Below are 21,846 nucleotides of genomic sequence, written 5' to 3'. Positions count from 1 at the left end.
ATCGAGACCAACCTTACGAAAGGCAATCCATGGTCGACACGATCTTCCCGGGCATCACCACCTGTCGGGTCGAGACGCCTCGGCTCACCGCGAACGTGCTCGAGCGAGCGTCGCATGGCGCGTCGAAGACCGTGGTCTTCGTGCACGGCAACGTCTCGTCGTCGCTGTTCTGGCAGCCGATCATGCTCTCGTTGCCCGACGACGTGCGGGCGCTCGCCATCGACCTGCGCGGGTTCGGCGACAGTGAGACGCTGCCGGTCGATGCCACCCGTGGTGTGCGCGACTTCTCCGACGACGTGGCATCCGTCATCGACACGCTCGGCCTCGGCGCGGTGCACGTCGTCGGCTGGAGCCTCGGCGGCGGTGTCGCGATGCAATTGCTGCTCGACCGGCCCGACCTCGTCGCGAGCCTCACCCTGCAGGCGCCGGTATCGCCCTTCGGGTTCGGCGGCACCGCGGCCGACGGCTCGCTGCTGACATCGGATGCCGCGGGCACGGGCGGTGGCGGAGCGAACCCCGATTTCGTGGCGCGCATCGCGCGCGGCGACCGCGGCGACGAGCCCGGTTCGCCGCGCGCGGTGTTCCGTGCGACCTACGTCGCGCCGGGATTCTCGGCCGAGCACGAAGACATCTGGGTCGAGTCGATGCTCACGACGAAGACCGGCGTCGACAACTACTCGGGTGACTCCACGCCGTCCGAGAACTGGCCGGGGTTCGCGCCCGGCGGTCGCGGCATTCTCAATACGCTCGCGCCGACGGTGTTCAACACGACGGCGATCGTCGACGTCGAGCAGAAGCCGGCGATCCTCTGGATCCACGGTGTGCAGGACGCCATCGTCAGCGATGCGTCGTTCTTCGACCTCAACCAGCTCGGCAAGGCCGGCATCATCCCGGGGTGGCCCGGCGACGACGTCGCGCCGCCGCAACTTATGATCCAGCAGACGCGCGCGGTGCTCGCGCGTTACGAGGCGGCGGGCGGCGACGTGACCGAGCTCGAACTCGAGAACTGCGGGCATTCTCCGCACCTCGAGCGCCCCGACGAGGTCCGCGCGGCGCTGCTCGAGCTGATCGGCTGAACCGAGCCGGTTCGTGCCGTGCGCGGTCAGGCGGCGCGAGTCGCTATCGGATCGTTATGACGCGATCCGCGTTCACGAGTCATTCCGTGAGCAGAATGGGCCACGAGGGCCGTCGATGCCCGGAAGGGCATGGTCATGGTTCGCATCTCCCTTCAGAAGGCGGGCAGCACGCTGGCGTTGCTCGCGGCCGTTCTGCTGACCGGTTGCGCGGCGGGCGCGGCGCAGGCCGGTTCGGCGCCGACCGCGACGGCCGAGCCGTCGAGCACGCCGACGCCGTCCGCGATTCCCGTGGATCCGTTGACAACGGTCACCGCGATCGTCGCGCGACCTGAATCGCTGGAACTGCGCGACGCTTCCGACATGGTCGTCGCCGAGTTCGGCTACCTGGATGACGTCGACCAGGCGATCGACTCACTCACGGTAGTGTTCGGTGCCGGGCCGTCGGCAGAGGAGCATCCGGGTTCCAGCCACTTCTCGCCCTCCACGGCGCACCGATGGGGTGCGTTCGAGCTCTGGGAACGACGGTACGTCGACCGCTGGGCGGAATTCGCCGAGCAGGAGCGCACCCTGTATCAGCCGAGCTTCGGTGTGGTCCTCACCGGCCCGGATTCCGCCGGCGTCGCGCTCACGACCGAACAGGGCGTCGTCGCCGGCGCATCGTGGGCGGAACTCGTGGCGATGCCGGGCCTGCAGGTCAACCCCAGCGGCTGCTCGGGGCCGTACCTCGACTACATCACGCGTGAGGAGACGTGGCCCGACGGCACGGTGCACGAGAAGCGGTTCGGCGTGGACTTCGTCGCGAATGAGGACGAGTCGAGCATCGCGCGCGTCCGGGCCCCGCTTCCGATCCACGAAGACGGCTGCGCCTGAGGCAATCGCTGCGCCTGAGGCATCCGCCCCGCGCTGGGCTGCGTCTCGCGTTCCGGAAGTAGACTCGACACGTGCCTGCTGTGAATCTCGGAATGCCCAAAGTCCCTGAGGTACTGGCCCCGCGACGCAAGTCCCGCCAGATCAAGGTGGGCAAGGTGCTCGTCGGCGGCGACGCCCAGGTGAGCGTGCAGTCGATGACCACGACCCCCACCACGAACATCAACGCCACGCTGCAGCAGATCGCCGAGCTCACCGCATCGGGCTGCGACATCGTGCGCGTCGCCGTGCCGAGCCGTGACGACGCCGAGGCGCTGCCGATCATCGCCAAGAAGAGCCAGATCCCGGTGATCGCCGACATCCACTTCCAGCCGAACTACGTGTTCGCCGCGATCGACGCCGGGTGCGCGGCGGTGCGCGTGAACCCGGGCAACATCCGCAAGTTCGACGACCGCGTCGGCGAGATCGCCAAGGCAGCGTCGGCCGCCGGGGTGAGCCTGCGCATCGGCGTGAACGCGGGCTCGCTCGACCCGCGACTGCTCGAGAAGCACGGCAAGGCCACCCCCGAGGCGCTCGTCGAGTCGGCCGTCTGGGAGGCGAGCCTGTTCGAGGAGCACGACTTCCACGACTTCAAGATCTCGGTCAAGCACAACGACCCCATCGTCATGGTGAAGGCCTATCGCCTGCTCGCCGAGCGCGGCGACTGGCCCCTGCACCTCGGCGTCACCGAGGCGGGCCCGGCGTTCCAGGGCACGATCAAGAGCGCGACGGCGTTCGGCATCCTGCTCAGCGAGGGCATCGGCGACACAATCCGCGTCTCGCTCAGCGCCCCACCCGTCGAAGAGATCAAGGTGGGCCTGCAGATCCTGCAGTCGCTGAACCTGCGCGAACGCAAGCTCGAGATCGTCTCGTGCCCCTCGTGCGGCCGCGCGCAGGTCGATGTCTACAAGCTCGCCAACGACGTCACCGACGGGCTCGAGGGCATGACGGTTCCGCTGCGCGTGGCCGTCATGGGCTGCGTCGTCAACGGCCCTGGCGAGGCGCGCGAGGCCGACCTCGGCGTCGCATCGGGCAACGGCAAGGGCCAGATCTTCGTCAAGGGCGAGGTCATCAAGACCGTTCCCGAGTCCGAGATCGTCGAGACCCTCATCGCCGAGGCCAACCGCATCGCCGACGAGATGGGCATCGACGCCCCGGTCGGCGCGCCCACGGTCGTCACGCCCTGACCCCGTAGTCGCCGCCGCCCCCCGCGAGTAGGGTGGGCGGCACCGGATGCCTCACCGGCATCCCTGCGCGAGAGGGGATCGCGATGAGTGGAGACGGATTCGAGTTCGAGTACCCCGACACCGCCGGGTATCCCGACGGCATGGGCACGCTGCATGAGGGTGTCGACGAGGGCGTCGAGGCAACCGACGCCGACGCCGACACCGACGCCGACGCCGACACCGACGCCGCTTCGGCGGCAGAGCACGACCTCGAGGAGTTCGCACTCCGCGACGAGGAAGACGTCGACGGCGACGTCTGAAGCGCGGACTCAGCCCGCGAGCGCGAACTCCACGGCACCCGAGGCGATGTCGGCGCTCTCGAGCACCACGCCGACGCGCTCGCCGGGCCGGGTTCGATCGTTCGCCGGGCAGGTGGCTGTGACAGCGGGGTCGGCGAGCTGCACGACCGCGCGATCGTCGCGCAGCTCGAGCACCGTGGCGTCGAAGCGTTCGCCGACGCGGTCGGCGAGCACAGCCGCTTCGACCCTGGCAACCGATGCCGATTCGAGCTGGCTCGCCCGCTGCGACGACGAACCCATGAGCGACGGCAGCGCCGCGAGCGACTGCCGGGCCCACGCGGGCACCTCGCGGCTGTTGCTCAATGCCTCGCACACGACGAGACCCCACCGGTCGACGAGCCGCCGCAGCGGCGCGGTGACGTGAGCATACGGCGCCGCGATCGCTGACTGCACGGGGTCGCGCGGCACGGTTCCGTCGAACGCCTCGTAGCCCGCGCCGCGGAAGAGGCCTCCAGCGGCGCGCATGATGGCGAGGCAGGCCGGGTCGGAGCGATCGAGACCCCGCAGATACTCGCCGTACGAGACCGACTCGGGCCACGCACGCCCGAGCGCCTCGGTCTGCGTGCGGAATGCGGTGATGCGCTGTGCATCGGGCGCCGGCATCGTGCGCAAGATGCCGACGCGGGCCTCCAGCATGAGCTGCGCGGCGGCCATGCCGGTCATGAGTGACAGCTGGGCATTCCAGTCCTCGACGGGCAGCAGGCTGCGCCACTCGAGCGCGTACCCGCCGTCGGAGCGCACGATCTCGGCCTCGGGCGAGTTCAGGCTCGCCCCGCCGCGCGCCCGCTCCTGCTCGATGCGCAGCAGCCCGATCTGCTTCAGGAGCGCCAGGGAGCCATCGGCGCCGCCGCCGTCGATGCGCTCCTGCGCCTCGACATAGCTCAGCCGCTCGTGCGAGCGCACCATGGCTCGCTCGAGCCGAGTGTCGACGACCGCGCCCGCCTCATCGAGGTCGAGCGTCCACACGTACGCGCTTCGATCGACGCCGGGCAGCAGCGACACGCGGTCTTCGCTGAGCACGGGCGGATGCAACGGCACACGCCCGTCGGCGGCGTACAGTGTCTGCCCCCGCTCGCGCGCCTCGAGATCGACGGCGCCCTCGGGGTCGACGAACCCCGGGACATCCGCGATCGCATAATGCACGGCGTAGCCGCCCCGGCGTCGCACGAGGTGCAGGGCCTGATCGAGGTCCATCGAGCCGGCCGGGTCGATGGTGAGGAACTCGAGGTCGCGCCGGTCGCGTTCGGGCGGCGGCGAAGCGGATGTCGCGGCCTCGGCCTCGGCGAGCACCTCGACCGAGAACTCCGCGGGCAACTCGAGCGACTCGCGCAGGTCGGCGAGCGCGGTGGCCAGCTCGCTCTGAGCGGCCGAGGCGGCGATGTGCGACCGAAGCGCGGACATGAGCTCAAGCCTACGACGGACGAGGGCATGACGACGCGGCAACGTGAGGTCGCGGCATCCGCTCGCCTTCTAGACTGGGCGGGTGCCCACACGCCTGACCAACTACTTCCTCCGTACGCTTCGCGAAGATCCCGCCGACGCCGAGGTGACCAGCCACAAGCTGCTCGTGCGCGCCGGCTACATCCGCCGTCAGGCGCCGGGGGTGTTCGCATGGCTGCCGCTCGGGCTGCGGGTGAAGGCGAAGATCGAGGCGATCATCCGCGAAGAGATGACCAACGCCGGCGCGCACGAGGTGCACTTTCCGGCGCTGCTGCCGCGCGAGCCCTACGAGATCAGCAACCGGTGGACCGAGTACGGCGAGAACCTGTTCCGCCTGCACGACCGCAAGGGTGCCGACTACCTGCTCGCGCCCACGCACGAAGAGGTGTTCACGCTGCTCGTGAAAGACCTCTACAACTCGTACAAAGACCTGCCGCTGTCGATCTACCAGATTCAAGACAAGTACCGCGACGAGGCACGGCCGCGGGCAGGACTGCTGCGCGGGCGCGAGTTCACCATGAAAGACGCGTACTCGTTCGATGTCAGCGATGAGGGTCTGGATGTCTCGTACCAGGCGCAGCGCGACGCCTATGAGCGCATCTTCGGTCGCCTCGGCCTCGAGTACGTCATCGTCAAGGCCGACGCGGGCGCGATGGGCGGCTCGAAGAGCGAGGAGTTCCTGCACCCGACCCCCGTCGGCGAAGACACCTTCGTGCGCTCGGCCGGGGGATACGCGGCGAACGTCGAGGCGTTCCAGACGATCGTGCCCGAGTCTGCGGCAATCGACGGCCAGCCGGCGCCGGTCGTGTTCGACTCGCCGAACACCCCCACGATCCTCACCCTCGTCGACCACGTCAACGAGCACGAGCCGCGCTCCGACCGCCCGTGGCGCGCCGCCGACACCCTGAAGAACGTCGTGCTCGCGCTGACCCACCTCGACGGGCACCGCGAGCTCGTCGTCGTGGGAATGCCCGGCGACCGCGAAGTCGAGGTCAAGCGCGCCGAGGTCGCGTTCGCCCCCGCCGAGGTCGAGGCAGCCACCGAGTCGGACTTCGCGAAGCACCCGGCACTCGTCAAGGGCTACATCGGCCCGTGGTCGCCCGAGGGCCCGGTGCTCGGCGACGCATCGGCCAGCGGCATCCGATTCCTCGTCGATCCGCGTGTCGTCGACGGCACGGCGTGGGTGACCGGGGCCAACCTCCATGAGAAGCACGTGCTCTCGCTCGTGGCCGGCCGCGACTTCACAGCCGACGGCGTCATCGACATCGCCGACGTGCGCCACGGCGACCCCGCGCCCGACGGCTCGGGCCCCGTCGAACTCGCCCGCGGCATGGAGATCGGCCACGTGTTCCAGCTCGGGCGCAAGTACGCCGAGGCGCTCGGCCTCAAGGTGCTCGACGAGAACGGCAAGCTCGTGACCGTCACCATGGGCTCCTACGGCATCGGCGTCACCCGCATCCTGGCGATCATCGCCGAAGACAACAATGACGGCAAGGGCCTCGTATGGCCGGCCGCGGTGGCGCCGTTCGACGTGCACGTGCTCGCCACCGGCAAGGACTCCGCGGTGTTCGACGCCGCCGAGACGGTCGTGGCCGCGCTCGAGGCATCCCGATTCGATGTGCTCTACGACGACCGGCCCAAGCTGTCGCCCGGCGTGAAGTTCGCCGACGCCGAACTCATCGGCGTGCCCAAGATCGTGATCGCGGGCCGTGGCGTCGCCGACGGCGTCGTCGAGGTGTGGGACCGCGCCACGGGCGAGCGCACGCAGGTGCCGATCGACGGGGTCGTCGCCGTGCTCGAGAGCTGAGTCGCCCGCTCGTCGCTCTCGCGGGCTGCGTTGTCGCCTCTCGCCTCGTCGCTATCGAGTGGGCACAGTTCGACCTTCTCGCCGCGTCGCGAGGTCGATCTCTGCCCACTCGATGGCGTGAGACACGAGGGCTGTGGAGAATCTCGCCTGAACGAGTGATCACACCGGCAAGCTGAACCGGTGAAGCCCCGAACACCCCTTCCCCAACGCCTGCAACGCCGAGCATTCCCCGTGACTGCTCAGGGTGCGTTCGGGCTCGGCCCGAGCAGGCTCCGCGGCGTCGATGTCGACCGACCGTTCTTCGGTGTGCGCAGCGTCGGCGTCGATCTCTCCGAGCTGCGCGGTCTCTGTCTCGCCTACCGGCCGCGCATGCGCCCGTCCGAGGTGTTCAGCCATTCGACGGCGGCCCAACTGTACGAGATTCCGCTGCCGAGCGAACTCGAAGCGACGCGGCCCCTGCACGTGTCGTCGGCAGACGGGGGCCGTCCGCGAGCAACCGGCGTGGCCGGGCACCGGATCAAGCGGCTCGAGCGCTACGAACTGAACGGGCTTCCGGCCGCGTCGCCGGCCGACACGTGGTGCCAGTTGTCGATGTTGCTCTCTCTCGACGATCTGATCGCCGCGGGCGACGCGTTCGTCTCGGGCAAGCTCATCCGCCGCGGCCTCCGCGTGGCACCCTTGTGCAACACAGAGGAACTGCGGGCCGCGATCGATCGACATCGTCCCGCTCGCGGGACAGCGAAGCTCGACGAGGCGATCGAGTTCGTACGGACCGGGGTCGATTCCCGCCGCGAAACGCTCACGCGACTTGCGATCCTGCGTGCAGGCCTACCCGAGCCGATCATCGCCGCACCTGTCCCGGTTCGCCACGGGGTAATCCTGCATCCCGACCTCTCATACCCCGAGCTCAGGATCGCGATCGAGTACGAGGGCGAGGAGCATCGACTCGATCCACGGCGGTGGCGCGATGACATCGCACGACGGCGAGCGCTCGAGGCCGTCGGGTGGGTGGTGATTCGTGTCACCCTGGCCGATCTCCGGTCGCCCGAGCAGTTCTTGGCTGACCTCCGAGAGACACGCCGACGCCGTATGGGCGGTGCCCAGCATCGTTGAGGCCCGATCGAGTGGGCCACTCGATCGGGCCACACGATTCGCCCACGCGATTCGACGAGTATCGAGTGGGCAGAGATCGACCTTCTCGTCGCATCGCAAGGTCGATCTCTGCCCACTCGATCTGGGAGTGCACCACGCCAGAGCAGGGGGAAGAGCAGCCCGCGATCACCACGCAAGGCGTGGGAGGCTTGGAGCACGCAAGGCGTGGGAGGCTTGGAGCATGACCGTTCAGCCCCAGCCGAGTGTCGGCGAGCCCCTCAACGACGAGGTCCTGAACAGCGTCGACGCCCTGCTCGATCAAGCGGGGATCCGCGAGAACCGCAGCCTCATCGAGCGCATCCTGTTGTCGGGCCTCCGACTCGGCACCGACGGCACGCGACGGCTCGACCTCAAGATCACGGCGGCCGCCCTCGAAGAGATGCGCGATGCGTTCCGCCTGTTCGAGCCGTACTCCGATGTACCGAAGGTCACCGTGTTCGGCTCGGCGCGCACCTCGCCGAGCGATCCGTCGTACCGCCAGGCGCACGAGCTCGCCACCGCCCTCGCCCGAGACGGCTGGATGGTGGTGACCGGAGCCGGACCCGGCATCATGGAGGCCGCGAGCACCGGCGCAGGGCCCGGGCGCGCGCTCGGGGTGTCGATTCGGTTGCCGTTCGAAGAGGAGCCGAACGCGGCGATCGCGGCCGCGAGCCGGGTCACCATGAAGTACTTCTTCACCCGCAAGCTCATGCTGGTGAAAGAGTCCCGTGGTTTCGTCTGCCTGCCCGGCGGATTCGGCACGCTCGACGAGACGTTCGAGCTGCTCACCCTGCAGCAGACCGGCAAGGCGGAGCCCATGCCGATCGTGCTGCTCGACGCGCCGGGCGTCGGCTTCTGGGAGGGCCTGACGCGCTTCGTCGACGACACCCTGGTTCCGGCGGGCATGATCTCTCGCGACGATCTCGATCGTGTGCTCGTCACCGATTCCGTGGCCGAGGCCGCTCGCGAGCTCACGGGCTTCTGGCGCAACTACGACTCGTTGCGCTGGGTCGGCCCGCGGCTCGTGCTGCGGCTGAATGCCGCGCCGAGCGACGATGAGATCGCTGGGCTGAACGAGCGCTTCGGTGAGCTTTCGGCCACAGGTCGCATCGAGCGCACACAGCCGCTGCGCCCCGAGCGCGACGATGGCGACGCACTCGACCTCGCCCGAATCATGCTCACGCCGGACGGGCGCCGGGTCGGTCGGCTCCACCGCCTCATCCGCGCGCTCAACGAGCTCCCGTCTGCGCCTGCCGTCGCGACGCCTCCACTGATGTCGCCGTCGGCGGGTATGTCGGGTGAATGATGCGTCGTCAGAGCGGATGACCCGCCCCGCGCGAACCGGTATCGTTGAGTCCTGCCGACTCCGAGGGGAGCGCGGCACTGAGAGCTGAATAGAGGAGGCCGGCGATGGATATCGACCTCAGCGTGCTTCGCATGATGGAGCGCGAGAAGGAGATCCCGTTCGACGAACTGGTGGAGATCATCGAACAGGCCATCCTGATGGCCTACCTGAAGCACACCAATCCCGGCCAGCACGGCCACGCGAACCCGAACGGGGCTCGCGCGCACCTCGACCGCAAGACCGGGCATGTCTCGGTGTTCGTTCCCGAGCTCGACGACGAGGGCAACGTCATCGGCGAGGCCGAGGACTCGCCGAGCGACTTCGGTCGCATCGCGGCGTTCGCGGCGAAACAGGTCATCAACCAGCGCCTGCGCGACCTGGCCGACGACGCCGTGCTGGGGGAGTTCCGCGGGCGTGAGGGCGACATCGTCGCCGGCATCATCCAGCAGGGGCCGAACCCGAAGATGGTGCACATCGACCTCGGCACCGTCGAAGCGATCCTGCCGCCCGAAGAGCAGGTGCCCGGCGAAGAGTACCCGCACGGCCAGCGCATCCGCGTGTACGTGACGAGTGTCGCCAAGGGCACGAAGGGTCCGTCCATCACTGTGTCGCGCACCCATCCCGCGCTCGTGCGCAAGCTCTTCGCGCTCGAGGTGCCCGAGATCGCGTCGGGCGTCGTCGAGATCGTCTCGCTCGCCCGTGAGGCCGGGCACCGCACGAAGATCGCGGTGCGGGCGAACCAGCCGGGCGTGAACGCCAAGGGAGCCGCGATCGGCGAGCTCGGGCAGCGTGTGCGCGCCGTCACCGCCGAGCTCGGCAACGAGAAGATCGACATCGTCGATTGGAACGACGACCTCGCCACGTTCGTCGCGAGCGCCCTGTCGCCGGCGAAGGTCACGAGCGCGTTCGTCATCGACGAGTCGACGCGAGCCGTTCGCGCCCTCGTGCCCGACTATCAGCTCTCGCTCGCGATCGGCAAAGAGGGCCAGAACGCCCGCCTCGCCGCCAAGCTGACGGGCGCGAAGATCGACATCCAGCCCGATTCGATCCTCGAGTCGAGCTGACGTGAAGAGTGCCCGCCCCGGGTGTCGGCGGGCGCCCGGCTCAGAGGTGTAACATGGAACCCGTCAGAACGTGCATCGGATGCCGTTCGCGCTCCCCGCGGTCCTCACTTCTGAGGGTCGTCACCCAGAACTCCCACGTCATCGCAGATGATTCGGCCGTGCTTCCGGGCAGGGGTGCCTGGTTGCATCCGACGCTCGAGTGCTACCGGCTCGCCGTGCAGCGACGTGCGTTCACACGTGCGCTCCGCATCCGCGGCGAGGTGGACACCAGCAATGTAGAGAACAGGCTGAAGGCTAATGGACAACTCATGAGCGGCTCGAAATGAGACCCGTCCGTCATTGATGGTCCCCCCCCTGTTTCGGGGCGGACCCGGAACAGGAGAGAAGTGGCTGCCAAACCACGCGTACACGAGATCGCATCCGAACTCGGTGTCGACAGCAAGATCGCGCTTGAGAAGCTCAAGCAGATGGGCGAGTACGTCAAGGGACCCTCGTCGTCCATCGAACCCCCCGTCGCCCGCCGGCTGAAGGCCGCGCTCGAGGCCGACGGTGCCGCCGCAGCGAAGGCTGCGCCCGCCAAGGCGGCAACGACCACGACGGCGGCGTCCAGCGCCAAGCCCGGTGCGAAGCCCGGCCCCAAGCCGGCCGCGAAGCCCGCCGAGGCTGCGCCCGCCGCTGCCGAGGCCGCCGCCGTCCCCGCCTCCGACGCCCACGCGCCCCTCACGGTCGCCGAGCGGCAGGCGCAGGCCGAAGAGAAGGCCGCGCACGCCGCCGAAGAGAAGGCCGCGCAGGCCGAGAAGCCTGCAACTGCGGCGCCGGCCGCCGATGTCGCGAAGCCCGCGACCGGTCCGAAGCCCGGCGGTGCCGCCCCTCGGCCGGCCGGTGCCCCGCGCCCCGGTGCCCCGCGCCCCGGCAACAACCCGTTCTCGAGCTCGCAGGGCATGGGCTCGCGTCCCGCCCAGCCCCGCCCGGGCAACAACCCGTTCTCGAGTTCGCAGGGCATGGGCCAGCGGCCGAGTCCCGGCAACATCCCCCGCCCGCAGGCTCCGCGCCCGGGTTCGCCGCGTCCCGGGGCCCCGCGCCCGGCCGGTGGCGGCGGGCGGCCGGGCGGCGGCTTCCAGCGTCCCGGCGGTGCCGGTGGTGCCGGTGCTCGTCCGGGCGGTGGCGGCGGTGGCTTCCAGCGTCCCGGCGGTGCTCCCGGCGGCGGTTTCGGTGGCCCGCGTCCCGCGGGCGGCGGCGGCCGTGGCCGTGGCCCCGGCGGTGGCACGGCGGGTGCCTTCGGTCGCGGTGGCGGCAAGAGCAAGGCCCGCAAGTCGAAGCGCACGAAGCGGCAGGAATTCGAGATGCGCGAGGCTCCGTCGCTCGGCGGCGTGAGCGTTCCCCGCGGCGACGGCAACACTGTCATCCGCCTGCGTCGCGGATCCTCGATCTCCGACTTCGCCGACAAGATCGACGCGAACCCCGGCGCGCTCGTCACGGTGCTGTTCCACCTCGGTGAGATGGCGACCGCGACCGAGTCGCTCGACGAGGCCACGTTCCAGGTGCTCGGCGAAGAGCTCGGCTACAAGATCCAGGTCGTCTCGCCCGAAGACGAGGACCGCGAGCTCCTCGAGGGCTTCGACATCGACCTCGACCAAGAGCTCGAAGACGAGACCGACGAAGACCTCATGGCGCGTCCGCCGGTCGTCACCGTCATGGGTCACGTCGACCACGGTAAGACCCGCCTGCTCGATGCCATTCGCAACGCCAACGTCGTCGCGGGCGAGGCCGGCGGCATCACCCAGCACATCGGTGCGTACCAGGTGCACACCGAGCACGAGGGCGTCGACCGTGCGATCACCTTCATCGACACCCCGGGTCACGAGGCGTTCACCGCCATGCGTGCCCGTGGTGCGCAGGTCACCGACATCGCGATCCTCGTGGTCGCCGCCGACGACGGCATCATGCCGCAGACGATCGAGGCGCTCAACCACGCGCAGTCGGCCAACGTGCCGATCGTGGTCGCGGTGAACAAGATCGACAAGCCCGACGCGAACCCCGCGAAGGTGCGCCAGCAGCTCACCGAGTTCGGCCTCGTCGCCGAGGAGTACGGCGGCGACGTCATGTTCGTCGACGTCTCGGCTCGCGAGAACATCGGCATCCAAGAATTGCTCGACGCAGTGCTCCTCACCGCCGACGCCGGTCTCGACCTGCGAGCGAACCCCAACAAGGACGCCCGCGGTGTCGCCATCGAGGCGAAGCTCGACAAGGGGCGCGGTGCCGTGGCCACCGTGCTCATCCAGTCGGGAACGCTGCGCGTCGGCGATGCGATCGTCGCGGGCACGGCCTACGGGCGCGTGCGTGCGATGGCCGACGAGAACGGCGACGCGGTCGCCGAGGCGACGCCGTCGCGTCCGGTTCAGGTGCAGGGGCTCTCGAGCGTTCCGCGAGCGGGCGACACCTTCCTCGTCACCGAAGAAGACCGCACCGCCCGTCAGATCGCCGAGAAGCGCGAGGCCGCCGAGCGCAACGCGCAGCTCGCGAAGGCACGCAAGCGCATCTCGCTCGAGGACTTCACCCGTGCACTCGAAGAGGGCAAGGTCGAGGCGCTCAACCTCATCATCAAGGGTGATGTCTCGGGTGCCGTCGAGGCGCTCGAAGAGTCGCTCATGAAGATCGAGGTCGACGAGTCGGTGCAGTTGCGCATCCTCCACCGCGGTGTGGGTGCGGTCACCGAGAGCGACATCGACCTCGCGACGATCGACAACGCGATCGTCATCGGGTTCAACGTGCGCCCCGACGTGAAGGCGCGCGAGCGCGCCGCCCGCGAGGGCGTCGACGTGCGCTTCTACTCGGTCATCTACAACGCCATCGACGACATCGAGAACTCGCTCAAGGGCATGCTCAAGCCCGAGTACGAAGAGGTCCAGTCGGGCGTCGCCGAGATCCGCGAGGTGTTCCGCTCCTCGAAGTTCGGCAACATCGCCGGTGTCATCGTGCGATCGGGAACGATCACGCGAAACGCCAAGGCACGCGTCATCCGCGATGGCGTCGTCGTCGGCGACAACCTCGCCATCGAGTCGCTGCGCCGGTTCAAGGACGACGTCACCGAGGTCCGCACGGACTTCGAGGCGGGCATCGGCCTCGGCAAGTTCAACGACATCCAGGTCGGCGACGAGATCGAGACGATCGAGATGCGCGAGAAGCCTCGCGCCTAGTCGAACAGCCCGGGGCGGCTCGCCGCCCCGGGCTTCGCTCGAAAGGAGCACCCTGCCATGGCTGATCCGGCACGGGCCAGGAAGATGGCCGACCGAATCAAGGAGATCGTCGCCAAGCGACTCGACAAGGGCCTTCGCGACCCGCGGCTCGGGTTCGTGACGATCACCGATGTGCGGGTCACGGGCGACCTGCAGCACGCGAGCATCTTCTACACGGTGTACGGCACCGATGAGGAGCGTCGTGATTCTGCGCTTGCCCTCAGAGCGGCGACCGGCATGCTGCGCACCGAGGTCGGCCGCAACATCACGGCGCGTCTCACCCCGTCGCTGGAGTTCATCGCCGACGCGATCCCCGAGAACGCCGAGCACATCGAGGAGCTGCTCCGCGAGGCGCGCGAGCGCGACGCCGAGACGACCGCGCTCGCCTCGACGGCCGCCTACGCCGGCGACGCCGATCCGTATGTGAAGCCGCGCGAGCTCGACGAAGACGAAGACGACGACGAGTTCGGCGAGGGGCGCGCGGGCTAGCACCGAGCGCGACGGGCTGCGGGCTACCCGCGCCCGCCGCTGCCGCGAAGGTCGGCGGCGACCTCGGCGATGCGTGCGCGCATGGCGGTGATGAACGCCAGCACGACCGGTTGCCGAAGTGCCTCGGGCCGGCACACCAGCCAGTACGGAAGGCGTTCGTCGATCTCGCTGGGGAACAGGCGCACGAGGTCGTCGTGGCCGTCGGCGAGGAACGCCGGGAGCAGGCCGAATCCGGCTCCCGCGCGGGTCGCGTCGACGTGCACGAACACGTTGGTGCTCGACACCGCGTCGACCATGCGCCTCGTCGAGCGCCGCGCCTCGTCGAGGGCGTCGACCTGCAGCATCGATTCGATGAAATAGACGAGCGGCCGGCCGTCGAGGTCGGCCGGAGTGCGCGGCGTCCCGTGCTGTTCGAGGTACGCCCGGCTCGCATAGAGGCCGAGCGCGTAGTCGGCGAGGTGCACGGCTTCGGCGCGGTGCACGTGCGGTCTACCGACGACGACCTCGAGGTCGACGCCGACGCGCTGCTGTGCGGCGCGGCGCTGCGCTGCGACGATCTCGAGCGACACGTCGGGGTGTGCCCGGCGCACGGCGACGATCGCGGGTGCCGCGATGAAGCCGCTGAAGCCGTCGGTCGCCGAGAGTCGAACGACGCCCGAGAGCCGCGCAGATTCGGGTGAGAGCGCGCCGAGCGCGCGCTCGACGCCCTCGGCGGCGGCGATCGCGTGGTCACCGAGTGCAGTGAGCACCCATCCGGCCGCTCCCCGTGCGAGCACGCGGCCGCCGAGGGCGGACTCGAGGGCGCTGATGCGCCGTGCGATGGTCGTGTGGTTCAGGCCGAGCTCGGCCGCGGCCGTCGTGTAGCGACCCGCCCGCGCCACGGCGAGCAGTACGAGCAGGTCGTCGGGGTTCGGCCGGGAGTTCGGCAGCTTCATCGAGGGCACACCTGCATATTCGCACATTCGACGGCGCGACACCGAGCGCGCATGCACTCAGTTGCACAGGTTCACCGCTCGGGCAGCCGGTATCCCGATGCGTCGCCGATCACCAGACCGTCGGCGGTCAGCCCCTCGATGGCACGGCCGAGCTGGGCCGCATCGTCGCAGACCGGCGCGAGCTCGGCCCGGGTGATCGGCCGGTGCACGGCTCGCATCTCACGCATGACGAGCCCGCGCACCTGCCGGTCGGAGCCCGCGAACCGGGCCTGCGCGGCCCGCCGTGGGCCTTCGTACGGCGGGTAGCCGGCTCGACGCCACGCGCAGGCTTCGGCGATCGGACACTCACCGCAGCGCGGGGTGCGCGCGGCGCACACCGTGGCGCCGAGCTCCATCGTCGCCGCGTTCACGAGACGCGCCGAGGCCGGGTCGTCGGGGAGCAGCGTCTCCATCGCCGCGAGGTCGCGGGCGGTCGACGGCGGGCCGGGTTCGCCCTGCCCGCCGACGGCGCGGGCGAGCACGCGCCGCGTGTTCGTGTCGACCACCGGATGTCGCAGGCCGAACGCGAACGCGGCGATCGCACGGGCCGTGTAGGGGCCGATGCCCTGCAACGCCAGCAGCGCGTCGAGATCGTGCGGCACCTCTCCGCCATGCCGCTCGACGATCTCGGTCGCGGCTCGGTGCAGCCAGAGCGCACGCCTGGGGTAGCCGAGCCGGTCCCATGCCCGCACCGCCTCAGAGGGAGGCTCGGCCGCGAGCGCGGCCGGCGTCGGCCATCGCTCGATCCACGCCTCCCACCGCGGGACGACCCGGGCGACCTGGGTCTGCTGCAGCATGATCTCGCTCACGAGCACCGCCCACGGCGACACGTCGGCGGCACGCCAGGGCAGCGGCCGCGCGGCGTCTGCGAACCAGCCGATGAGCGCGTCGGCGATCGGCGGTGGTGTGGGGCGCGACATCCGCCCAGCCTATGACGCCGGCCCTGCTGCGGCCGATGGCCGCGGCTAGGCTCGGGTCATGCGACTGGTCACGACGCCAAGGGTCACCTTTCTGCGCACGCTGGCCGATGAGTTCCTGGCTCAGTATGGGCGTGGCCGCATGATCGTCGCGATCGACGGACCGCTGCGCAGCGGCAAGTCGAGGTTCGGCGACGACCTCGCCGATGTGCTGCGTGAGCGCGAGCACTCGGTGTTCCGGGCGAGCATCGAGGACTTCCATCGATCACGGGCTGCGCAGGCCGATTTCGGGGCCGATACGCCGGCACGGTACTTCGGGTACGGCATCGACGAGTCGGCACTGCGACGGGTGCTCGTCGAGCCGTTCCGCATGGGCGGTTCGACCGCCTTCGTGACCCGGGTGTTCGATCCGACTCGCGACGCCTGGGTCGAGCCGAAGTGGATCACAGGCCCCGACGACGCGATCCTCGTCATCGACGGCAGGTTCGTGCTGCGCGAGCGACTGGCCGGCCTCTGGGATGTGCGCATCGCCGTCGACGGCGATCCCATCGATCCAGCCGATGTTCTCGCGTATGCCGAGCGTGATCCCCGCACCGTGGCGTCTGCGATCGTCGACCTGATCGATCCCGAGCATCCGACTCGTCGGTTCCTCGAAGTTCGGTGATCTCTCGCCGACGGCATGCCGAGCGTCAGACCGGCACGTCGTCAGACCGGCACGTCGGCGAGCAGCCGCTCGCGAGAGAGCGGCTCACCGCGCCGCTCGACCTCGTGCACGAGCGCGGTCAGCGCACGGCTGACGGGTGCGTCGAGACCGGCCGCGGATGCCTCGCGCACGACGGCCCCGTTGAGGAAGTCGATCTCGGTGGGCTGCCCGCGGCGCAGGCTCTGCTGGGTCGACCCGAGGTTGGGCACGCCGCCCATGCGAACGCGCATCGCCCACGGCAGCACCTGCCCGATCGCGAGCGGCAGCCGGGCGAACAGGCGCAGCCGCCGGTCGCCGAGCCCCTGCAACGACCCGAAACGGATGCCGCGGGCGATGCCCACGCGCACGGCCTCGCGCATCGATGCGGCGACGACGCGTCGCAGGCGACGGTCGTCGACGACGTCTTGCACGCTCTCGCCCACGATCGCGGGGACGGCGTTCAGCATGTTGACGATGAGCTTCGTCCACTGCGCGCCGCGGAACCCGTCGACTGCGACGACCGGCACGGCGCCCGAGAGCACGCGCGCGACCTCGACGCATTCGGCGTCGGCCGGGCCGTCGCCCCGCCCGAGGTAACTCGTCGCAGGCGTCGTGACGCGTACCGTTCCCGGCTCGGTGTAGTTCGCGGCGATGATCGAGAGCAGGCCCATGCACGACGACCGCGGCAGCAGCCGCGCCGCGGTGGCGACGCCGTCGAGCCCGTTCTGCACCACCACCACCGGCACGCCGTCGATGAGTGCGGCGTGCGCCGAGATCGCGGTCGCCGCGTCCTGCGCCTTGGTGCAGACGAGCACCAGGTCGGGCCGGGCCGCCAGCGTCTCGCCGGCGGAGACGGTGGCATGCGCGTCACCGTACCCGCCGCTCAAGCGGATCCCGCCCTCGCGGATGGCCGCCAGTCCGGCGCCGCGCGCCGTGACCTCGACGTCGTGGCCGGCCCGGGCGAGCAGGGCGGCGAAGGTCCCTCCGAGCGCACCGGCGCCGATGATCCCGATTCTCACCGTCCCAGCGTAAGCGGCGCACGGCGGCCGGCCGTGCCGTCGGCGGGCGGCGTGCCTCGTCCGGCGCGGCTGTTAGCCTGATGGGCGTGAACAGCGGCATCCTCCTCGTCGACAAGCCGCAGGGAATCACCAGTCACGACGTCGTCGCCCGCATGCGCCGTCTCGCCGGAACCCGCAAGATCGGGCACGCGGGCACACTCGACCCGATGGCGACGGGCCTGCTCGTGCTCGGCGTCGACAGCGCGACCCGGCTGCTGCATTACCTCGTCGGGCTCGACAAGGAGTACTTCGCGACGATCCGACTCGGCTGGGGCACGACGACCGATGACGCCGAGGGCGAGGCGCTGCCCGCCACCGACGCCGACCGGGCCGCGATCGCCGGGCTCACCGACGAGGCCGTCCGCGACGCGATGCGCCTGCAGGTCGGCGAGATCGACCAGGTGCCGAGCGCGGTGAGCGCCGTCAAGGTCGACGGAAAGCGCGCCTACCAGCGCGTGCGCGACGGCGAGCAGGTCGAACTTGCGTCGCGCCGGGTGACCGTGTCGGTCTTCGAACCGCTCGCGTCGCGTGCGGGCGAAGGATGCCTCGACCTCGACGTTCGCGTCGAGTGCTCGTCGGGCACCTACGTGCGCGCGCTCGCGCGCGACCTCGGCGCTGCGCTCGGCACAGCCGGCCACCTCACGGCGTTGCGGCGCAGCCGCATCGGGCGGTACTCGGTCGACGAGGCGGGCGAGCTCGAGGGGTTCGACGTCGCGGCGTCGCTCATCGGCCCCGCCGACGCCGCGAGGCGATCGCTGCCGGTCGTCGAGGTCAGCGCCGCCGAGGCCGTCGACCTGGGCCACGGCAAGCGCGTCGCGGTCGATGCGGCGCGGCTCGCGACATCCGACCGTCATGCACCGCTCGCGGCGATCGGCCCCGGCAACCGGCTCATCGCGATCGTCGAACGGCGCGGTGACCAGCTCAAGGTCGTCACGGGATTCCCGCAGGAGGCGCAGTCGTGATCGAGTGGTTCACCTGGGTGCAGCTCGCCGTCGCCGTCGCCGCGGGCGTGCTCTGCATCGTGCTCGGGTTCGCCCGAAGGGTGCCGAGCGACCTCACGATCGGCGCGCTCGCGCTCGTCGAGGCGTTGCTCGTGGTGCAGCTCATCGTGGCGATCCTCGCCCCGGGGTTCGGCAATGAGCCCACCGGCAGCGTGCTCGAGTTCTACACGTATCTCATCAGTGCGCTGCTGTTGCCGCCGGCCGCCGCGTTCTGGGCACTGCTCGAGCGCAACCGCTGGTCGACGGTCATCCTGGGCGTCGCGGCGCTCGCGGTCGGGGTCATGGTGTACCGCATGCTGCAGATCTGGACCGTGCAGCCGGCGTGAGCGGCGTCTGAGAGAATCGAGCGACATGATCAAGCTGCAGAACGCCCCGTCACAGGCGCGCGCCAAGACCCGCATGAGCGGTGTGGGTCGCGTGCTCGTCGCCGTCTACGGAGTGCTCGCGCTCGCAGCGACCGGGCGCTCGTTCGTGCAGATCGTGTCGAAGTTCGACGAGGCGCCGCTCGCCTATGCACTCTCGGCCCTCGCGGCGGTCGTCTACATCGTCGCCACGATCGCGCTGGTGCGCCCCGGAGTCGTGTGGTACCGCGTCGCGTGGGCGACGATCGCGTTCGAGTTCACGGGCGTGATCGTTGTCGGCGCCCTCAGCGTCATGATGCCCGGCCTGTTCCCCCACGACACGGTCTGGTCGGGGTTCGGCCGCGGCTATCTCTTCATTCCGCTCGTGGTGCCCGTGCTCGGCATGTGGTGGCTCGCGACCCATCGACCTGTGCCGCCGGTCGCGACGGGGGCCGTATGAAGATCTTCAAGGGCCTCACCGGCGTGCCCGCGGGCTTCGGCCCGTCGGCGGTGACGATCGGCAAGTTCGACGGCGTGCACCAGGGCCATCGCGCCGTCATCGGCCGGCTCCGCGCGATCGCCGAGGTCGAGCAGCTCAAGTCGGCGGTCGTCACGTTCGACCGCAATCCGCTCGCGCTGCTCGCACCCGACAAGTGCCCCGACTCGCTCGTGAGCGTTCGCCAGAAGCTCGAACTGCTCGCCACCACGGGAATCGACGCGACCCTGATGCTGCCGTTCGACCGCGCCCTGGCGTCGGTGCCGGCCACCGAGTTCGTCGAGCGGGTGCTCGTCGACACGCTCGGGGCCAAGGCGGTGCTCGTCGGGCGCGACTTCCGCTACGGAGCCCGCGGCGCCGGCGACGTCGACCTGCTCATCGATCTCGGCGCCACGTTCGGATTCACGGTCGAGGTCATCGACGACGTGACCCCGCACGACGGGCGCCGCGTCTCGTCGACATGGATACGCGAGCTGCTCGCCGAGGGCGATGTGCGGCAGGCGACCGAACTGCTCGGGCATGCCCCGACGGTGTCGGGCATCGTCGTGCACGGCGCGGCGCGCGGCCGCGCGCTGGGCTTCCCGACCGCGAACCTCACGCCCGAGTCCGAGGGGCTCATCCCAGCCGACGGCGTCTATGCGGGCTGGCTCACCGACTCGGGAACGCGGTACCCCGCCGCGATCTCGGTCGGCGACAATCCCACGTTCGAGGGCGTGGCGAAGAAGCAGGTCGAGGCCTATGTGCTCGATCGCGAACTCGACCTGTACGACCACGTCGTCGACATCGAGTTCGTGGAGCGCATCCGCGGCATGGAGGCGTTCACGAACATCCCCGACCTCATCGACACCATACGCAGCGACGTCGACCGTTCCCGCGCCATCCTGGCCGACTGATCAGCCTGGCCTGCACCTGCTAACCCGGGCGGATGTTCTTGTTGAGATGGAACGCGTTGTCGGGGTCGTATCGTGCCTTGACCTGGGCGAGTCGCCGGTAGGTGTCGTCGCCATACGCCTCTCGAACGCGGTCGGTGTCATCGTCGGCATCGAGGAAGTTGACGTAGACACCGGCGCGGTGCGGTCGGAGACGCTCGAAGAAGCCCCGCGCCCAAGCCGTCTCGGCGTCGGCGCGCTCGTCGGACTCGTCGGCGAGCCACACGGCGTCGATGCTCATGTCGTGCCCGACGTCGCGGCCGACATATGCCGTGGCGTCGTGGGGAACACGGGCGACGGCGCCGCCCAGGTGGAAGATCGCCGAGTACGACCGAGGCGAACGGGCAGCATACGCCTGATCGGCGATGACGGCGATGGCGTCGTCGGTCAGGGCGGCGAGGTTCGTGGCCTTCCAGTAGTAGTGCCAGCCGTGGGGGACGGTGTCGTCGATGGCGCACTGATGGCCCACGTACGACGACGGGGAGATGAGGTCCACCAACGGCGTCCCGAAGCCGCGGAGCGCCGCGACGGCTCGCTCGCCCTCTTCGACAGCGCCGGCGTAGCAGCACGCGACGGCGATGGCGGGGCGCCAGTGCAGCTTCTCGGGGATCGCCGGCAGCGGGGGGACGGTGCCGAGCCTGACGACCGTACCCAGCTCGTCGGGCGCTTCGGCGATGACGTCGCGGTAGAAGCGCAGCACGTCGGTCGCGTCGTCGGCCGCCCAGAAGACGGGTCCAGCCATGACGGTCGGCCCGACGGGGTGCAGTGCGAACAGGAACGAGGTGACGACGCCGAAGTTCCCGCCGCCGCCACGCAGCGCCCAGAACAGATCGGGGTGTTCGTCGGCCGACGCCCGTACGACGCCGCCCTCGGCGGTGACCACTTCTGCGGCGAGCAGGTTGTCGACCGACAGCCCGTACTTGCGCATGAGCCAGCCGATGCCACCGCCGAGAGTGAGCCCGCCGACGCCGGTGTGGCTCACGATTCCGCCGGTGGTGGCCAGGCCGTACGCCTGCGTCGCGTGGTCGACGTCGCCCCACAGAGCGCCGCCCTGCACCCGGGCCGATCGGCCCGCGGGGTCGACCGAGGTGGCCCGCATCGCTGAGAGGTCGATGACGATCCCATCGTCGCACGCCGCCGTGCCACCCACGTTGTGGCCACCGCCGCGAACGGCGATCTCGAGGTCGTGGTCACGGGCGAAGCGCACGGCCGCCGCCACATCGGCGGTGCCGCTGCATCGGGCGATCAGGCGCGGGCGCCGGTCGACGGCGCCGTTCCACACAGCTCGGGCGGTGTCGAAGTCGGCGTGGTCAGCCGTGATCAGCTGACCTCGGAAGCCGTGCATCGCTTCGGCGGTCGCCCTCGCGCCCGCATTGCCCGAGTGGCCGGTGAGCGGTGTCATGGTCTGTCCTGTGCTCATGAATTCATC

The 21,846-nt window shown here is 70.0% G+C and carries 21 protein-coding genes; 16 read left to right on the top strand and 5 right to left on the bottom strand.

The window, feature by feature from the left end:
- Nucleotides 1-29: 29 nt before the first annotated feature.
- The 4 genes from ABD164_RS04185 (at nucleotide 30) to ABD164_RS04170 (ending at nucleotide 3,468) form a co-directional block, all read left to right on the top strand.
- Nucleotides 30-1,076 carry an alpha/beta hydrolase gene (locus tag ABD164_RS04185; RefSeq protein ID WP_344293754.1) on the top strand — a complete coding sequence of 349 codons (1,047 nt, stop codon included), beginning with the start codon at nucleotides 30-32 and terminating at the stop codon, nucleotides 1,074-1,076.
- A 135-nt stretch (nucleotides 1,077-1,211) separates the two neighbouring features.
- Nucleotides 1,212-1,946 carry a hypothetical protein gene (locus ABD164_RS04180; RefSeq protein ID WP_344293752.1) on the top strand — a complete coding sequence of 245 codons (735 nt, stop codon included), beginning with the start codon at nucleotides 1,212-1,214 and terminating at the stop codon, nucleotides 1,944-1,946.
- Nucleotides 1,947-2,038: 92 nt separating this feature from the next.
- Nucleotides 2,039-3,169 (top strand): flavodoxin-dependent (E)-4-hydroxy-3-methylbut-2-enyl-diphosphate synthase, encoded by a 1,131-nt coding sequence (gene ispG / locus ABD164_RS04175; protein ID WP_344294098.1) that lies wholly within the window; start codon nucleotides 2,039-2,041, stop codon nucleotides 3,167-3,169.
- A gap of 83 nt (nucleotides 3,170-3,252) precedes the next feature.
- Complete coding sequence (locus ABD164_RS04170; RefSeq protein WP_344293750.1) at nucleotides 3,253-3,468, top strand: hypothetical protein; 216 nt, start codon at nucleotides 3,253-3,255, stop codon at nucleotides 3,466-3,468.
- A 9-nt stretch (nucleotides 3,469-3,477) separates the two neighbouring features.
- On the opposite strand, the gene ABD164_RS04165 is transcribed toward ABD164_RS04170, so the two are convergent.
- Nucleotides 3,478-4,908 carry an RNB domain-containing ribonuclease gene (locus ABD164_RS04165; RefSeq protein WP_344293746.1) on the bottom strand — a complete coding sequence of 477 codons (1,431 nt, stop codon included), beginning with the start codon at nucleotides 4,906-4,908 and terminating at the stop codon, nucleotides 3,478-3,480.
- An 82-nt stretch (nucleotides 4,909-4,990) separates the two neighbouring features.
- On the opposite strand from ABD164_RS04165, the gene ABD164_RS04160 reads away from it, so the two are divergent.
- The 7 genes from ABD164_RS04160 to rbfA all read left to right on the top strand — a co-directional run bounded on the left by ABD164_RS04160 (nucleotide 4,991) and on the right by rbfA (nucleotide 14,019).
- Nucleotides 4,991-6,754 carry a proline--tRNA ligase gene (locus ABD164_RS04160; protein WP_344293744.1) on the top strand — a complete coding sequence of 588 codons (1,764 nt, stop codon included), beginning with the start codon at nucleotides 4,991-4,993 and terminating at the stop codon, nucleotides 6,752-6,754.
- A 231-nt stretch (nucleotides 6,755-6,985) separates the two neighbouring features.
- Complete coding sequence (locus ABD164_RS04155; RefSeq protein WP_344293742.1) at nucleotides 6,986-7,867, top strand: hypothetical protein; 882 nt, start codon at nucleotides 6,986-6,988, stop codon at nucleotides 7,865-7,867.
- 220 nt (nucleotides 7,868-8,087) lie between these two features.
- Nucleotides 8,088-9,191, top strand: coding sequence for an LOG family protein (locus ABD164_RS04150; RefSeq protein WP_344293740.1), 1,104 nt, complete (start codon nucleotides 8,088-8,090; stop codon nucleotides 9,189-9,191).
- Nucleotides 9,192-9,295: 104 nt separating this feature from the next.
- Nucleotides 9,296-10,294: a transcription termination factor NusA gene (gene nusA, locus ABD164_RS04145; protein ID WP_344293738.1), complete on the top strand. Its 999-nt coding sequence runs from the start codon at nucleotides 9,296-9,298 to the stop codon at nucleotides 10,292-10,294.
- 53 nt (nucleotides 10,295-10,347) lie between these two features.
- The gene (locus ABD164_RS04140; protein ID WP_344293736.1) at nucleotides 10,348-10,620 is read left to right on the top strand and encodes a YlxR family protein; all 273 of its coding nucleotides are present in this window, start codon (nucleotides 10,348-10,350) and stop codon (nucleotides 10,618-10,620) included.
- Between the two features lie 60 nt (nucleotides 10,621-10,680).
- Entirely contained in the window at nucleotides 10,681-13,491 is a 2,811-nt protein-coding gene (infB, locus tag ABD164_RS04135; RefSeq protein ID WP_344293734.1) for a translation initiation factor IF-2, read from the top strand.
- 57 nt (nucleotides 13,492-13,548) lie between these two features.
- A complete protein-coding gene (rbfA, locus tag ABD164_RS04130; RefSeq protein ID WP_344293732.1) occupies nucleotides 13,549-14,019 on the top strand; it encodes a 30S ribosome-binding factor RbfA in 471 nt (156 codons plus the stop codon).
- 23 nt (nucleotides 14,020-14,042) lie between these two features.
- Here the strand turns inward: rbfA and ABD164_RS04125 are convergent, their stop codons facing one another.
- Both ABD164_RS04125 and ABD164_RS04120 read right to left on the bottom strand, forming a co-directional pair.
- Nucleotides 14,043-14,954 carry a LysR family transcriptional regulator gene (locus ABD164_RS04125; RefSeq protein WP_344294096.1) on the bottom strand — a complete coding sequence of 304 codons (912 nt, stop codon included), beginning with the start codon at nucleotides 14,952-14,954 and terminating at the stop codon, nucleotides 14,043-14,045.
- A 71-nt stretch (nucleotides 14,955-15,025) separates the two neighbouring features.
- A complete protein-coding gene (locus tag ABD164_RS04120) occupies nucleotides 15,026-15,913 on the bottom strand; it encodes an HhH-GPD family protein (protein WP_344293730.1) in 888 nt (295 codons plus the stop codon).
- Nucleotides 15,914-15,971: 58 nt separating this feature from the next.
- On the opposite strand from ABD164_RS04120, the gene ABD164_RS04115 reads away from it, so the two are divergent.
- Nucleotides 15,972-16,574: a nucleoside/nucleotide kinase family protein gene (locus tag ABD164_RS04115; RefSeq protein WP_344293728.1), complete on the top strand. Its 603-nt coding sequence runs from the start codon at nucleotides 15,972-15,974 to the stop codon at nucleotides 16,572-16,574.
- A gap of 41 nt (nucleotides 16,575-16,615) precedes the next feature.
- Here the strand turns inward: ABD164_RS04115 and ABD164_RS04110 are convergent, their stop codons facing one another.
- On the bottom strand, nucleotides 16,616-17,611 hold the full coding sequence (locus ABD164_RS04110; protein WP_344293726.1) for a ketopantoate reductase family protein: 996 nt from the start codon (nucleotides 17,609-17,611) through the stop codon (nucleotides 16,616-16,618).
- 80 nt (nucleotides 17,612-17,691) lie between these two features.
- On the opposite strand from ABD164_RS04110, the gene truB reads away from it, so the two are divergent.
- From truB to ABD164_RS04090, 4 genes are read left to right on the top strand one after another with little or no spacing between them, the layout of a single operon-like run.
- Nucleotides 17,692-18,612 (top strand): tRNA pseudouridine(55) synthase TruB, encoded by a 921-nt coding sequence (truB, locus tag ABD164_RS04105; protein WP_344293724.1) that lies wholly within the window; start codon nucleotides 17,692-17,694, stop codon nucleotides 18,610-18,612.
- The gene (locus ABD164_RS04100) at nucleotides 18,609-18,977 is read left to right on the top strand and encodes a hypothetical protein (protein WP_344293722.1); all 369 of its coding nucleotides are present in this window, start codon (nucleotides 18,609-18,611) and stop codon (nucleotides 18,975-18,977) included. The genes truB and ABD164_RS04100 overlap by 4 nt, the downstream gene beginning before the upstream one ends.
- Before the next feature lie 25 nt (nucleotides 18,978-19,002).
- Nucleotides 19,003-19,452, top strand: a complete 450-nt coding sequence (locus ABD164_RS04095) for a hypothetical protein (RefSeq protein WP_344293721.1) — start codon at nucleotides 19,003-19,005, stop codon at nucleotides 19,450-19,452.
- Nucleotides 19,449-20,381 carry a bifunctional riboflavin kinase/FAD synthetase gene (locus ABD164_RS04090; RefSeq protein WP_344293719.1) on the top strand — a complete coding sequence of 311 codons (933 nt, stop codon included), beginning with the start codon at nucleotides 19,449-19,451 and terminating at the stop codon, nucleotides 20,379-20,381. The genes ABD164_RS04095 and ABD164_RS04090 overlap by 4 nt, the downstream gene beginning before the upstream one ends.
- Before the next feature lie 19 nt (nucleotides 20,382-20,400).
- Here the strand turns inward: ABD164_RS04090 and ABD164_RS04085 are convergent, their stop codons facing one another.
- Nucleotides 20,401-21,837, bottom strand: coding sequence for an FAD-binding oxidoreductase (locus ABD164_RS04085; protein WP_344293717.1), 1,437 nt, complete (start codon nucleotides 21,835-21,837; stop codon nucleotides 20,401-20,403).
- Between the last annotated feature and the right edge of the window lie 9 nt (nucleotides 21,838-21,846).

It is taken from the genome of Agromyces neolithicus, assembly GCF_039529735.1.
GTDB lineage: Bacteria > Actinomycetota > Actinomycetes > Actinomycetales > Microbacteriaceae > Agromyces > Agromyces neolithicus.
This window is presented reverse-complemented; position numbering and strand designations above follow the sequence as displayed.